Source organism: Thermovirga sp., assembly GCF_017656375.1.
Lineage (GTDB): Bacteria > Synergistota > Synergistia > Synergistales > Thermovirgaceae > Thermovirga.
The window spans coordinates 59197-73661 of record NZ_JACDOB010000002.1 but is presented as its reverse complement, the minus strand read 5'-3'; the positions used below and the strand labels follow the sequence as shown (position 1 = coordinate 73661).

14 protein-coding genes and 1 riboswitch are annotated in these 14465 nt (G+C 43.9%); of the genes, 11 read left to right on the top strand and 3 right to left on the bottom strand.

The annotated features are described in order from the left end of the window. Positions 1-10: 10 nt before the first annotated feature. Complete coding sequence (locus H0Z23_RS01805; RefSeq protein WP_366928862.1) at positions 11-796, top strand: TIGR00282 family metallophosphoesterase; 786 nt, start codon at positions 11-13, stop codon at positions 794-796. A gap of 47 nt (positions 797-843) precedes the next feature. Here the strand turns inward: H0Z23_RS01805 and hypE are convergent, their stop codons facing one another. Genes hypE through H0Z23_RS01790 form a run of 3 tightly spaced genes read right to left on the bottom strand, consistent with a single transcriptional unit; the run spans position 844 to position 3164 of the window. After that, positions 844-1836: a hydrogenase expression/formation protein HypE gene (gene hypE / locus H0Z23_RS01800; RefSeq protein WP_296867233.1), complete on the bottom strand. Its 993-nt coding sequence runs from the start codon at positions 1834-1836 to the stop codon at positions 844-846. A gap of 4 nt (positions 1837-1840) precedes the next feature. Then, complete coding sequence (gene hypD / locus H0Z23_RS01795) at positions 1841-2935, bottom strand: hydrogenase formation protein HypD (RefSeq protein ID WP_296867231.1); 1095 nt, start codon at positions 2933-2935, stop codon at positions 1841-1843. Then, positions 2916-3164, bottom strand: a complete 249-nt coding sequence (locus H0Z23_RS01790) for a HypC/HybG/HupF family hydrogenase formation chaperone (protein ID WP_296867229.1) — start codon at positions 3162-3164, stop codon at positions 2916-2918. The genes hypD and H0Z23_RS01790 overlap by 20 nt, the downstream gene beginning before the upstream one ends. A gap of 140 nt (positions 3165-3304) precedes the next feature. Here H0Z23_RS01790 and H0Z23_RS01785 point away from each other — a divergent pair, with 140 nt between their 5' ends. From H0Z23_RS01785 to H0Z23_RS01740, 10 genes are all read left to right on the top strand, one after another. Further along, positions 3305-4087, top strand: coding sequence for a nitrilase-related carbon-nitrogen hydrolase (locus H0Z23_RS01785; protein WP_296867227.1), 783 nt, complete (start codon positions 3305-3307; stop codon positions 4085-4087). Between the two features lie 210 nt (positions 4088-4297). Then, the gene (locus H0Z23_RS01780) at positions 4298-5638 is read left to right on the top strand and encodes a sodium-dependent transporter (protein ID WP_296867226.1); all 1341 of its coding nucleotides are present in this window, start codon (positions 4298-4300) and stop codon (positions 5636-5638) included. Between the two features lie 136 nt (positions 5639-5774). Then, positions 5775-5888: riboswitch (glycine riboswitch) on the top strand. A 93-nt stretch (positions 5889-5981) separates the two neighbouring features. Next, positions 5982-6437, top strand: coding sequence for a GrdX family protein (locus H0Z23_RS01775; protein ID WP_296867224.1), 456 nt, complete (start codon positions 5982-5984; stop codon positions 6435-6437). 51 nt (positions 6438-6488) lie between these two features. Next, positions 6489-6806 (top strand): thioredoxin domain-containing protein, encoded by a 318-nt coding sequence (locus H0Z23_RS01770; protein ID WP_296867222.1) that lies wholly within the window; start codon positions 6489-6491, stop codon positions 6804-6806. Between the two features lie 35 nt (positions 6807-6841). Next, entirely contained in the window at positions 6842-8128 is a 1287-nt protein-coding gene (locus H0Z23_RS01765; RefSeq protein WP_296867220.1) for a glycine/sarcosine/betaine reductase component B subunit, read from the top strand. A 28-nt stretch (positions 8129-8156) separates the two neighbouring features. Then, positions 8157-8633, top strand: a complete 477-nt coding sequence (gene grdA, locus H0Z23_RS01760) for a glycine/sarcosine/betaine reductase complex selenoprotein A (protein WP_296867218.1) — start codon at positions 8157-8159, stop codon at positions 8631-8633. 31 nt (positions 8634-8664) lie between these two features. Further along, positions 8665-9972 carry a glycine reductase complex selenoprotein B gene (gene grdB, locus H0Z23_RS01755; RefSeq protein ID WP_296867216.1) on the top strand — a complete coding sequence of 436 codons (1308 nt, stop codon included), beginning with the start codon at positions 8665-8667 and terminating at the stop codon, positions 9970-9972. A gap of 67 nt (positions 9973-10039) precedes the next feature. Continuing rightward, complete coding sequence (gene grdC, locus H0Z23_RS01750; RefSeq protein ID WP_296867214.1) at positions 10040-11578, top strand: glycine/sarcosine/betaine reductase complex component C subunit beta; 1539 nt, start codon at positions 10040-10042, stop codon at positions 11576-11578. Positions 11579-11593: 15 nt separating this feature from the next. Next, positions 11594-12748 carry a glycine/sarcosine/betaine reductase complex component C subunit alpha gene (gene grdD, locus H0Z23_RS01745; RefSeq protein ID WP_296867212.1) on the top strand — a complete coding sequence of 385 codons (1155 nt, stop codon included), beginning with the start codon at positions 11594-11596 and terminating at the stop codon, positions 12746-12748. Between the two features lie 287 nt (positions 12749-13035). Then, positions 13036-14412: a sodium:alanine symporter family protein gene (locus tag H0Z23_RS01740; protein WP_296867210.1), complete on the top strand. Its 1377-nt coding sequence runs from the start codon at positions 13036-13038 to the stop codon at positions 14410-14412. Positions 14413-14465 lie beyond the last annotated feature (53 nt).

Here is a 14465-nt window from a genome sequence, read left to right as displayed (position 1 = left end):
ATGGGAGAAGATGATGAGAATTCTTTTTGTTGGAGACGTAGTGGGAAAGCCAGGAAGAACGCTCCTGAAAGAGAATATCCGAAAAATAGAAACTCAGTGGGGTCCCTTTGATTTTCGTATTGTGAATGCAGAGAATGCAGCGGGAGGTTTCGGGCTTACCGAAAAAGTAATGAATGAGTTGTTTGATATTGGATTTCATTGTCTCACCAGCGGAAATCATGTTTGGGACAAGAAGGAATTTCTTGAGGTCCTTGACAGTGAACAAAGGGTATTAAGACCTGCCAACTACCCTCCGGGCGTTCACGGGCAGGGGTACGGATTGTTCCGATCTGGGAATGGCATAAATATATTGGTAATGAACCTACAAGGCAGAGTGTTCATGCCACCTATTGATTGCCCCTTCAGAAAAGCTGAAGAAATTATTGAGAGTGTGAAGGCTGAAGTGGTGGTAGTTGACTTCCATGCGGAGGCGACTTCAGAAAAGAAGGCGTTGGGATTGTTTCTCGATGGGAAGGTGTCTTGTGTTTTGGGTACTCATACCCACGTACAAACGGCAGATGAACAGATATTACCTAAAGGTACGGCTTACATAACTGATGTTGGGATGACTGGAGGCCATGCTGGAGTAATAGGTATGGATAAGTTTGGAGTTATGGAAAGATTCCTAAAAGGAACACCTTCTAAATTCGAGGTATGTAAGAATGGGTTAATCCTCAATGCGGTAGTTGTTGAAGTGGAAGAGACTACAGGAAGGGCCGTGGATATTGTTCGTATTTACGATGTTTATGAAAAATAAAAGGCGGAGATTTCTCCGCCTTTTATTTTTGGGGTTATGTGTTTAATTTAGCAAATACGAGGGAGCATTTCTCCTACGGGCATATCTATGAGTCTTCTGCCTCCTGCCTTTGTGTTCATGCCTACGTAACCTTTATGCTCTTCTGTAACTTTACCTATTATTTGGGCTTTTTCTCCTAATTTATGGGCTTTTAGTACTGAAAGCACTTTTTCTGAGGTTTCTGGGGCGACGGCTATGATTGCACAACCTTCACACGCTAGATAAAGGGGATCAAAGCCCAGAATGTCGCAGAGAGATGAGACCTCATTGGATATAGGTATCTTGCTTTCCTCGATCTCTATCCCAAGGGATGTGGATTCTGCCCATTCACATAAGACGGTGCCGAGTCCTCCTCTAGTGCAGTCTCTCATACATTTTATGCCGTCCATTTCTATTATCTGTTCTACTAAAGGCCATAGCGGTGCGCAATCTGATTGCAGTGATGGGACTGATAGGCCGTATCTTAAAGCTGCTATTGTTGCCTCATGTTGTCCGATTTCTGTGGTTACTATAAGTACGTCTCCGGGGGTTATAAGATGCATGCCTAGGGGATCTCTATTTGAAGGAGGAGTCCCTATTGCGCAGGTAGTTATATATAGGCCATCGACTTGCCCCTTTGGGAGCACCTTGGTGTCTCCTGTCACTAACTGTATGGAGAGCTCTGAGCATACCTTTGCTGCACTTTCCATGTAGGAGAGAAGTTCGTCTTTAGCTAGACCTTCTTCTGCAATCAGCCCCATAGCGATAAAGTTAGGTTTGGCCCCTCGCATTGCTAGGTCATTTACGGAACCACAGATTGCAAGTTCACCAATATTCCCCCCGGGGAAAGATCGAGGCGATATGGTATATCCATCTATCGTTATGGCTATATTACCATCTACTATGGCACAATCTTCCAAATAGGGAGAAACGTTTTCTTTTCTGAAAGGTTGCAGTATTTGGAATATTATTTCAGAAGTTAGCCTTCCTCCCGAACCATGTCCAATATTTAGTTTTTCCATAAAATTACCTCCTCCTGTCATATTTGTATTGTGCCGCACAACTTCCTTCACTTGAGACCATGCATGGGCCCACAGGGTGCATAGGGTTACATGGATTACCGAATAGCGGGCACTCGATCGGGCTTATGAGGCCTTTTAGCACATCTCCGCAACGACAGCCCGGTGGAGGTGAGGAGGCATATTCCTTTATTTCTAGACGAACTGAGGCATCGTGAACCTCAAATTCTGGTTTCAGTCTATAGCCAGAAAGGGGAATTTCTCCTAAACCTCTCCAATGTGCATTACATGGCTCAAAGACTTGGTTTAAAAGGTTTTGGGCAGTTAAGTTCCCTTCTGGCCTTACGGCTCTGGGGTACATGGATTTAACTGTAGGTTCTTTTTTAATTATTTGTTTGGTTATCTCTAAAAGGCCTGCCATGATTTCAAAAGGTTCAAATCCCGCTATAGCGCAAGCTTTTCCATATTTTTCGGGTATAAAGCGATAAGGTTCCAGCCCTATGATTACGCTCACATGTCCTGGAAGCAAAAATCCATCTAGAGATACCTCTTCAGAGCTGGCTAATGCTTCCAAAGCAGGAGGAACTGTTTTATGCATACAGAAAACTAGGAAATTGTCCAATTTTTCTTTTTTTGCTTCTATCAAAGCTGCAGCTGTTGCTGGGGCAGTAGTTTCGAATCCAACACCCAGAAATACTACTTTTTTGTCTTGGTTTTCTCTGGCAATATCAAGGGCTTGAGCAACGGACGTTATTACTTTTACTGATTTGCCACCAGCTCTGCATTCTTGAAGAGAACTCCAACTTCCTGGTACCTTAAGCATATCACCGTAAGTGGTTACTATTGAATCTTCTCTTTCGGCTATGGAAATGGCTGCGTCTATTTCTGATTGGTCTGTTACACAAACGGGGCATCCAGGCCCTGATATGAGTTTGAATGATTGATGAAGAAGAGATTTTATGCCGTGGCGAAATATGGACACTGTGTGTGTACCGCATACTTCCATTATGGTTATGCTTTTGTTGCCTTCTTTACTTAAGAGGGCATTTAAAGCTTGGGAAAGCTTTAGTACCATTTTTTCTTCAGTTTGAGGGGAAGACATTTTCATTCTCCATCACTTCCCTTAATTCTTCCCACAAGGTGCATATTTCTTCTCCTTCTGTTCCTACAAGCTTCTCTATGGCGAAACCTGCATGGACTAAAACCATATCACCAATGGCAAGGTCGGGTACTATATCAGTTCGTATCTCGACCTCAACAGGCCCTGCGGAGGCAATGGCTCTGTTTTTATCTAACATCTTTATTATTTTGTGTGGTACCGCAAGACACATATTGATGCTCCTTTCTTTTTGAGGTATGAGCTGCTTAGTTATTTTAACTTTAAGTCTCAGACTTAGAAAGTACATGTTATGTTATTCCTAGTGTATTATTTTCATTATAAAAAAGAAAAGCCCATAAGAGGGGTGAAAAAATGGAAATAGGAATAGTACAGCTTAAAGTAGCTCATGGAAATCCCGACAGAAACATAAAAATGGTTATGCGAAACTTGGAGAGCGCTCTGAGGATGAGATGTGATGTTGTGGTTTTACCGGAGCTCTGGAATGCGACTTACCCTGTAACAGACCCTAGAATTCTAATAAAAGAAAACTCACCTCTGATTGAAAATATTGGGAATTTAGCAGAAAGATATAAGACGTGGATAATAGCTGGCTCAATGGCCATTACCACTAAGCAGGGGAACAGAAATAGGTGTTATATATACTCACCTGAAGGAAGGAAATCGTTTTACGACAAAATCCACCTCTATCCAGGACATAAGGAGCCTAATTTGTTCAAAGCTGGATCATCTCTAGGGTTAATGTCCATAGCAGGGGTATCATGTGGTGTTATGATATGTTTTGATATGGAATTTCCAGAAGTATCCAGAGCACTGGCAGAAAAGCAAGCTTTAGTGCTTTTTGTTCCTGGTGCTTGGCCAAAGAAACATATACGTCTTTGGAGGACTTTATTGATTGCAAGAGCCATTGAGAATCAGGTGTTTGTGGTGGGTGTAAATAGGTGTGATGAGGGGAAAGGGTTCTCTTTTGGGGGACAGAGCATGATAATCGACCCCTTTGGGGATGTCGTAATCCACTTAAACGAAAAACCAACCATAGAAAAGGTAACTTTGGATTTGAGCCTGGTAAATAGGGCCAGGGCGAAAAATTTAGTTGTTTCATCTAAAAGATCGGCTATTTACCGAAAATGGAAATAAAAATATAATAGCATGCAAAATGATAGCTTATTGAGGAGTAAAAAGTTGAACTTTTGTTACAAAGTTTTTAAAAAAACAATCATAGACGTTGCAAGAAAATTCAAAAAATACTTATAATATAGTATAAGATATCAGAAGGAGGTGATGGTCTGAAAATTTTGTAGTTGATAAATAGGATAATAATATAGAAGAAACGATAGGAGGGATAGTATGAGTAACGGAGCGGAAAGAGAACAGTGGGGTTCTAAGTTGGGTTTTATTCTGGCAGCAGCAGGCTCGGCTGTAGGGCTTGGTAACATATGGAGGTTCCCTTACATAACGGGGCAAAATGGTGGTGCTGCTTTTGTCTTGCTTTACGTCGCTTTGGTCTTTGTCATAGGTTTTTCCGTCATGCTTGCAGAGATAGCCATAGGAAGGGCTGCTCAACTTAATGCTGTTGGTTCTTTCAAGAAGCTCAAAGGAGGCGCTTGGACTATTGTAGGTTGGATGGGGGTTGCAGCGGGTTTCATAATTCTCTCTTATTATGGCGTTATTGCGGGCTGGACTATAGCATATTTCCTTAAATCCTTTACAGGCCTTATGCAAATTGCTGAGCAGGGGAAAGCGGGGGATTTCTTTGTTGGATTCATAACCAATTCAGGTGCAGTTATAGCTTGGCAGGCACTTTTTATGATAATAACTACTTATATAGTTTATAAGGGAATAGGCGAAGGAATTGAAAAGTATTGCCGGATTTTGATGCCTGGCCTATTCATCATTTTGTTGATTTTGATTGTCAGAGCTGTTACTCTGCAGGGGGCAGGAGAAGGTATAGCATTTTACCTTAAGCCTGACTTCTCCAAAATTAATGCTGGAACCCTTGGGGCAGCGTTGGGGCAAGCGTTTTTCTCTTTGTCTTTAGGTATGGGTTGTATGATTACCTATGGTAGTTATCTGGATAAAAAAGAAGTCCTTCCTGGTGCTGCAGCGCAGGTCTGTTTCTTGGATACTGCGGTGGCATTCCTTGCAGGTTTGGTCATTTTCCCAGCAGTTTTTGCCTTCGGTGTGGAGCCTGGAGCAGGGCCTGGCCTTACCTTTATTACCCTCCCCAATGTTTTTGCCAAGATGCCAGGGGGCGCAATTTGGTCCGGTTTGTTCTTCCTGCTTCTGTTTGTCGCTGCTTTGACTTCGGCCATATCCCTTTTGGAAGTTGTTTCTGCCTACTTTATCGATGAAATGAAATGGTCAAGGGCAAAGGCCGCGTGGACAAATGGATTACTGATATTCTTATTGGGTATACCTTCTGTTTTAGGATTGGCGGGTAAATTGCCCAAATTGGGAGGTAGAGATTTTCTTGACTCTGCGGACTTTATTGCCTCCAATGTGCTGCTGCCTTTGGGTGGCCTGTTCATAGCTTTGTTTGTGGGTTGGATATGGACAGAAGGAGCGAAGAAAGAGGTTACCAACAATGGTACTGTGCCTTTTGGGCTTGAGACAGCTTGGCTTTGGGTATGCAGAATAGTGGCTCCAGTTGCGATAGCCTATATATTTATAACAGGGCTGAAATGGTAACAAGTATTTTATTGTCAAGTGGTATTATAAAACCGGGCAGTTAATTGCCCGGTTTTATTGTTTTTTTGTTTTGGCTTATAATAAACAAGGTTGACCGTTGTAAGCATTTGTGCAAAAATACACTTGCTAGGTTCGGATGAAGGTCGCAAGAGAGACCCCGAGTGCTTGTAGAAATACGGGGCGCCGAAGGTGCAACCTCAGCTGTTCTAGCTGAAGGGAAACTCTCAGGCTAAAGGATTGCGGCTGGACGAGTCTCTGAACACGTGGCTGCTTTGAGCTTTAAGTTGAAGAGCAGCGACGCAAGAACAGAGAACCCACCTATTCAGGTAATAGGGGGTTTCCGATGTTCGGCAAATATGAAAAATATAAGGTCATATCCAATAATAAAATCCTCGAAGGGCAAATTGATTGTCTCGAGTTTGTAAAAGGTGATGCTTTATCTGTTCTCGAGAAGGCGAGGGATTACATACATCAAGGATGGGCCCTTCTGAATCATCCTCTATATGGTAATTTTACTCCCAGACAGCAACCTTATAGAACTATCCTCCTTGGGTTGCGAGTGTCGAAGGAACACAAGCCATTTAATGTGGATTTGGAATCTTTGGGACTAATAGAAAAGAGCATTCTCAAATTTCGCTCTGGCATGCCTGAAGGTTCAAAAAATCCCCCCCGAGTTGAAAGCGTAGCTGAGGATTACGCTATTCTTGACTTATACCTTGTCTCAGTTAATTTAAACCGCTATGGCATAAAGTATGATTTTTCTAAGGCTATTAGTAATGGCATTAATACTGGCTGGTAATTCCCATTCAGAGTGGGGAATAAATTGGTTATTTAAAAGGAGGTGAAACGCATGATAGAGGTTAACAAGGATAATTATGAGGAAGAAGTTCTTAAGAGTGACCTTCCTGTAGTAGTGGACCTGTGGGGGCCTAAATGTGGTCCTTGCCTTGCATTGATGCCCCAAGTCGAGGAATTGGCAAAAGAGTACGAGGGGAAGGTTAAATTCTGCAAGCTGAATGTGGCAGAAAACAGGAGGTTGGTAATATCTTTGCGAGTCATGGGCGTTCCTACTTTTCTATTCTATAAGGATGGAGAACTGAAGGAAAGAATTACTGGTGGAGATGTTACGCCCGAAGCTATAAGGGAGAGAGTTGAAAAACTCCTGTAGCGGGAGTAATACGATAACGAAGGGAGGGATTGAGTTTGAAGCTTGAGCTACATAAAGTCAAAGTTACTGATTTGAAGTGGGGCGATAAAACCTTATTTGATGGGGGTACGCTCTATGTCAATAAGGCAGAAATAGAGGAGATGTTATTGGAAGATGAGCGTTTTGCTAAAGTCTCCGTCGATTTTGCTAAGCCAGGTGAGAGCGTAAGGATACTACCTGTTAAAGATGTGGTGGAGCCTCGGTGCAAGCTTGAGGGTGAAAATGAGGTTTTCCCTGGATTCATAGGGGATGTTGATACGGTAGGTTGTGGTAAGACATTAGTGCTTTCTGGGGCTGCAGTTGTGACCTGCGGAAGGATAGTTGGTTTCCAGGAAGGTATTATTGATATGTCAGGTCCTGGGGCAGATTACACTCCTTTCTCTAAGACAAACAACGTGGTACTAGTTTTTGAACCCAAAGAGGGGCTTGAAAAACACGAATATGAAGCTGCTTGCCGTATGGCTGGACTCAAGACGGCCCACTACCTGGCATGTGCTGTAAAGGGTGCTGCAGCTGATGAAGTAGAGACTTACGAGTTGCCTTGCTTTGCAGAAGCTATGAAATCACATGAGGGACTTCCTAAAGTTGCATATTTGTACATGCTCCAATCGCAAGGTTTGTTACATGATACCTACGTTTATGGGGTAGATGCCAAAAAGATACTACCTACTCTAATACATCCAAATGAAGTCATGGACGGAGCAATAGTTTCAGGTAACTGTGTTTCGGCATGCGATAAAAATAACACCTATTCCCATCTTAACAATCCAGTTATAAAAGAAATGTACGCAAGGCATGGCAAAGATTTTAACTTTGTTGGCTGCATAATAACCAACGAAAACACTACTCTTGCAGACAAGAAGAGAAGCTCTTCATATGCTGTAAAGCTTGCCAGACTTTTGGGTGTAGATGGTCTGATTATTACGGAAGAAGGTTTTGGGAACCCGGATACTGACCTAATCATGAATTGCCGCAAAGCAGAGAAAGCAGGCATCAAAACGGTTCTTTTGACAGACGAATACGCAGGAAGAGATGGAGCGAGCCAGTCTCTGGCCGATGCGTGCTCCGAGGCAGATGCAGTGGTTACTGCAGGAAACGCCAATGAAGTGGTTGTGCTGCCTAAGATGGAAAAGGTGATAGGCTTCCCAGAATACGCAGATATCATAGCAGGCGGGTTTGATGGTTCCTTAAGGGAAGATGGCTCAATAGAAACGGAGATACAGGCAATAACTGGAGCAACTAACGAACTGGGTTTCAATAGAATAGCTGCTTACACAGGGTAAGATCTTGAATATATAGGAGGTGTAGTGCATGGGTAAGCTTACAGGGAAAAAGCTGATCCTCCTAGGTGAGCGCGATGGTGTAGCCGGGCCAGCAATGGAGGAAAGCTTGAAGAATAGTGGCGCAGAAATAGTTTTCTCCGTCACAGAGTGTTTCGTCTGAACAGCTGCAGGTGCAATGGACCTGCAAAATCAGCAAAGGGTTAAGGATGCAGCAGAAAAATACGGTGCTGAGAACGTGGTTGTAGTTTTGGGTTCTTCAGATCCAGAAGGCGCCGAGATATATGCTGAGACCGTTACTAATGGAGATCCAACCTTTGCAGGTCCGTTGGCAGGAGTCTCGTTGGGACTCGCTGTTTACCACGTTTTTGAGGAGGAAATCAAGGGAGAAGCAGACCCCTCTGTTTGGGAAGAGCAGGTCGGCATGATGGAGATGGTTCTTGATACGGAAGCATTAGCAGCTGCAGTTAAAAAGATTAGAGAACAGTATAGCAAATATTCACTGTAGATCGTAGATATCTGCGGAAGGGGGGGGAAGAATGGCATACAGGGTAGTACATTACATAAACCAGTTTTTTGCTGGTGTAGGTGGAGAAGAAAAGGCCGATTACAGGCCAGAAGCCAGAGATGGAGCGGTTGGTCCCGGTTTGGCCCTTAACGGTGCTTTAGGCGGAGATGCGGAAATAGTAGGGACTGTTATATGTGGAGATTCCTACTTTGCCGATAACATAGAAGAGGCAAAAAAACAGATACTTGAGCTCATTGCCAAGTTTGAGCCTGATGCGGTAGTGGCAGGTCCAGCTTTCAACGCAGGCAGATACGGCACGGCCTGTGGAGCAGTATGTGAAGCTGTTGCTAACGAGCTCAATATACCTACTGTTACTGGTATGTATGAGGAAAACCCAGGCGTGGACATGTTCAAGAAGGCAACGTATATAGTCAAGACCGCAGATAGCGCTAGAGGGATGAAAGATGCCATTCCTGTTATGGCGAAGCTCGTGCTTAAGCAACTGCGTGGCGAACCTATAGGTAAGCCAGAAGAGGAAGGGTATATCCCGAAAGGTGTAAGAATTAACTATTTTGCGGATAAAATAGGAGCCGTAAGGGCAGTGGATATGTTCGTGAAGAAACTAAAAGGCGAACCTTACACAACAGAATATCCCATGCCTGTTTTTGATCGAGTACCACCTAATCCTCCTGTAGCAAATCTGGCCGAGGCAACTATAGCTCTTGTCACATCGGGGGGAATTGTCCCTAAAGGCAACCCTGATCACATTGAGGCTTCCAGTGCTTCTAAATATGGAGAATATAGTTTGGCAGGCGTGGAATCTCTTTCTGCTGAAACTCATGAAACGGCCCATGGTGGGTACGACCCCACATACGCTAATGAGAATCCAAACAGGGTGCTGCCTGTTGACGTTATGCGGGAGTTAGAGAAAGAAGGGGTCATCAAGAAATTCCACGAAACTTTCTATACCACAGTTGGTAATGGCACATCTGTGGCGAACGCCAAGAAATTTGGTGCTGAGATAGCGCAGAAGCTCAAGGATGCTAACGTAACTGCTGTGATTGTGACCTCGACCTGAGGAACCTGTACTCGTTGCGGTGCAACGATCGTAAAGGAAATTGAAAGAGCCGGCTTGCCGGTAGTGCATGTATGTACCATAGTTCCTATTTCTTTAACGGTAGGAGCCAATAGAATAGTTCCTGCTGTTGCTATACCTCATCCATTAGGAGATCCAACAAAAACACCTGAAGAAGAGAAGCAATTGCGCAAGCACCTTGTAATGAAGGCTCTTAAAGCTCTTCAGACCGAGGTGGAAGATCAAACGGTATTTAACGATTAATAATACTAGGTAAGGGGAGAGGCGCGACGTGTCTTTCCCCTTACCTTTTTAGGAGGAGGAAACAAAAATGGCTAAAGCATCAATAAAGGGCTATTCTTACTGTCTGAATCATGTTCCAAACATTGCTTTTCACTACGGTAATACTCCGTTTACAGAGAGACTTTTAAGAGGCGAGACGGAATTTATCAAAAATCTAAAAAATAAAATGCAGAGCTACAAGGAAGCTTGTGCTTATGCTCCTAATCAGGCCTATATAGGAGGAATAACCCTAGCAGAATTGGAGCAGCAGCCAAGCCCTATGTATGAAAATAGATTGAAAAGTTGTGATCGCTTCGGTAAATACGGGGAAATCATGCCCGAAGATGAATTTATTGGGCTTATGGATATATGTGATGTCTTTGACATAATCTGGTTGGAAGAGATCTTTGCTTCTGAAATAAAAAGCAAATTGGAAGGTCATTCCCTTTTGAACGAATCCCAATTGAAGAGACTTGAAGCAGGTCATCCTCAGGAAGAAATAATGAAGGAGGTCAACGAAAACGAAGCACTTCCTCTGTATCTTGGCGAAAGGGTTGTTGGATGTTGCAGAAGAGGGCACGAGACTGATGAATGCCTGTCATCTTACGTGCTTTTAGAAAATATAGCTTGCAAAGCAGGTGGAGTGCTTTCTTTGCTTCATTTGATGAAAAACGCTGGTATCAAACCTGAAGAAATTGATTACGTTGTAGAATGTTCTGAGGAAGCTGCAGGAGACGCTAACCAGAGAGGTGGCGGCAATTTTGCTAAGGCCGTTGCGGAGATAGCTGGATGTGTCAATGCTTCTGGATGTGATGTGAGAAGTTTTTGTGCTGGCCCGGTAAACGCAGTTATAGCAGGAGCATGCCAGGTGGCATCTGGTGCTAGAAAAAACGTTGTAGTTTTGGCTGGGGGAGCTGTTCCTAAACTTTTTATGAACAGTAGAGATCATATTAAAAAAGATATGCCAGCTCTTGAGGACTGTCTTGGAGGCTTTGCTGTTCTTCTTGGCCCCTCGGACGGAGAAAATCCAGTGATTAGGTTGGATGCCCTAGGCAAACACTCCGTTGCAGCTGGAGCTTCACCCCAGGCCATTACAAGTGCTTTAGTATGGGAGCCCCTGCAGAAGCTGGGCTTGGATTTCAACGATATAGACAAATATGCAGCAGAACTTCATATACCGGAAATAACCTTACCTGCAGGTGCCGGGGATGTGCCTTTGGCCAACTTTAAAATGATAGCTGCACTTGCTGTTATGAAAGGGCGCTTGGAGAAGAGTGCTATGAACGAATTTGTTAAAAACAAGGGTATTCCTGGCTTTGCCCACACACAGGGACACATTCCTTCAGGGGTTCCATTTATCGGGCATGCTTGTGATGCAATAAAGGCCAATGAGATGAAACGAGCAATGATTATAGGTAAGGGCAGCTTGTTCCTGGCGAGACTTACAAACCTTTCTGATGGGGCATCTTTTATTATTGAGCCGGGCCAGAAAGAAGAAGAAAAGGCAGCTCTTACAAGAGAAGAAATAAGAGAGGCTGTTTTGGATGTCCTGCAAGGATTGGCAGAAGACCTTAAGAAACAGCAATAATGAGGAGTGTTTTTTATGGATAATTTAAAGAAAATTATAGGAGAAGAACTTTCTGTAATTGTGCAGAAGGCTCGCTATGGAGAAAAGCCTATAAAAGTTGGACTTATGGCTTCAGGTAGTGAGCATGGTGATGGAGAGCTGCTGGAAGGGGCCTGTCTAGCTAGATCTAGAAACAAAAGTGTGGAGGTTGTAATGATAGGCCCTAAGCCAAAGGAGGACCATGGCTTTGAGTGGATTGAGACCTCAAGGGATGAAAATGAAATAGCGAAAGCTATGGAAGATGCTTTGAAATCTGGAACTATAGATGGGGCAGTGGCTTTACATTACCCGTTCCCCTTGGGAGTTACTACTATAGGGAGAGTAGTAACCCCAGGAAGAGGTAAGGCAATGTTTATTGCATCCACTACAGGCACGAGCTCTACTTCTAGATTGGAGGCCATGGTGCTCAACGCCATATATGGTAGCGCTGTGGCAAAGGCTGTAGGAATTAAGGAGCCCAAGATCGGAATTTTGAACATTGAAGGTGCCCAGGTGGTCTACAGAAAACTGTCTGAGTTAGTAGAAAAAGGATATCCATTGAAGTTCGGAGAGAGCATACGTAAGGACGGTGGAGCGATCTTAAGGGGAAACGATCTTCTTGCTGGCGCCGTTGATGTTTGTGTTACCGATACCCTTACGGGTAACGTTTTGATCAAGCTTTTTTCGGCCTTCACCACAGGAGGTAACTATGAAGCTGTAGGCTGGGGATATGGCCCTTCAATAGGGAAAGGGTGGCCCTACATAGTCTCTATAATCTCTAGGGCTTCAGGTGCCCCAGTTATAGCCAATGCCATAGAGTTTACGGCAGATGCAACTAGGGGCAGCCTTCAGGATGTATTAGGCCAGGAGTTGAAGTTAGCTGAGAAAGCTGGGCTTTCGTCGGTACTGGATTCTCTGCGCCATAGCACTTCAGCCGCAAAGGAAGAGGATGTAACAGCTCCGCCAGCAGAGCCTACGGAAGAAGAGATTCATGGCATAGATGTATTGTCCATAGAGGGGGCAGTCAAGGAGCTGTGGAAAAACGGAATTTATGCTGAATCTGCAATGGGATGTACTGGTCCAGTGGTTAAAGTACCTGCAGCAAAATTGGTTAGGGCTTCTGAGGTGCTTAAGGAGAAGGGTTATATATAAATAGTTTCTAAAGTAGAGTGTTTTAGAAAGAAAAAACTAAAACTCGAAAAGAGGTGTTGTCCCTGATGTTTCGTAGAGTATATGTTAGTTCGCGAAAAGGGATAATACCTCTTTTTGTGTTTCTGTTTGGAACAAAGGAAGGAACTATTCCTGAGTGACGTGTTATAATTAAGTAAAGATTATTTGTGAAGGGGGGTGAGAGAAGGGAGTTTCGTGTATGGAAGGTTATAAGGGTGAGCAGTTAGGAGGAGTTGTATGGGTAGAGAAGCTAGAAGGAGGGATTTTAGTTGGAAGCCTTAATGAGGATTAACGGCATAGTCAATGGGTTTGTTTGGGGACCACCTATGTTGGCTTTACTGGTAGGAACAGGTATATACCTTACCATTATTTTAGGTTTTCCTCAGGTTAGATATTTTGGGTTTATGTTCAAAGAAGTGCTAGGCAAGCTGGGCAAAAAGGCCGAAGGGGAAGGAACTATTTCTTCTTTTGGCGCTTTGGCTACAGCCTTGGCTTCTACTGTTGGTTCCGGAAATGTAGCAGGGGTTGCCACAGCACTGCATTTAGGAGGTCCGGGTGCTCTTTTCTGGATGTGGGTCACTGCTGTATTTGGGATGACTACCAAAATGACGGAAGTAGCCCTTGCTGTGCGATTCAGAGAAAAAGACGCTGCAGGCAACTGGCGTGGTGGCACTATGTACGTTATGGAAAAGGGACTTGGACAAAAATGGCTTGCGTGGCTGTTTGCCTTTTTCACGACTTTTGCTGCCTTTGGCATTGGAAATGCCATACAGGCAAATTCAACAGCAGAGGCCCTATATTTGGGGTATGGGATTCCTCACTGGCTATCTGGTGTTGTCGTAGCAGTTTTGGTTGCATTGGTTATATTGGGTGGATTGAAGAGAATTTCGGATGTTACGACCTATTTAGTTCCTTTTATGGCTATCTTTTACATTATAGGTGGACTTATCGTAGTATTTATGCATTTAGACATGGTTCCTGCCGCAATAGGACAGGCGGTGAAATATGCGTTTAATGATCCTATGGCTATGCCTGGTGCAATAGCAGGGTGGTCTGTGAAAATGGCTTTGACCAAGGGAGTGGCCAGAGGTGTTTTCTCCAATGAGGCAGGATTGGGCTCTGCCCCTATGGTACATGCTACTGCCATTGTGGATCACCCTATAAGGCAGGGTTGCTATGGGCTTTTTGAAGTTTTCACTGATACGATAGTTGTGTGCTCCATAACAGGTATAAGCATTTTGGCGACCGGTACCCTTACGGGATCGCCAGAACTTACTGGAGCCCAGCTAACTTTGACGGCCTTCCAATCTGTTTTAGGTAGGGGCGGGGTTATGATTTTGTCTGCCGGTTTGGCTATGTTCGCTTTCTCGACCATTTTGGGATGGTACTGGTATGGTGAAACTGGAGCAACATATATCTTTGGTCTGAAGATAACCCCAATATATAAAGCTCTCTGGATCTTGGTAGTTGTAGTGGGTGCTTGGGGTGGCGGCGGTAAATTCCTGTCGAACATATGGAATTTGTCTGATACCATGAATGGGTTAATGGCGGCCCCTAACCTGATAGCGCTACTGTGGCTGTCCAACGAAATGCGCAAGCTAGTCAAAGATTTTGATACAAAGAGGAAAGAAGGGTTAATCAAGTAGGTATAGTGCGAGTGAAATAGTTTGAGCGTTGCGGGGGATAAGGTAATTGTATC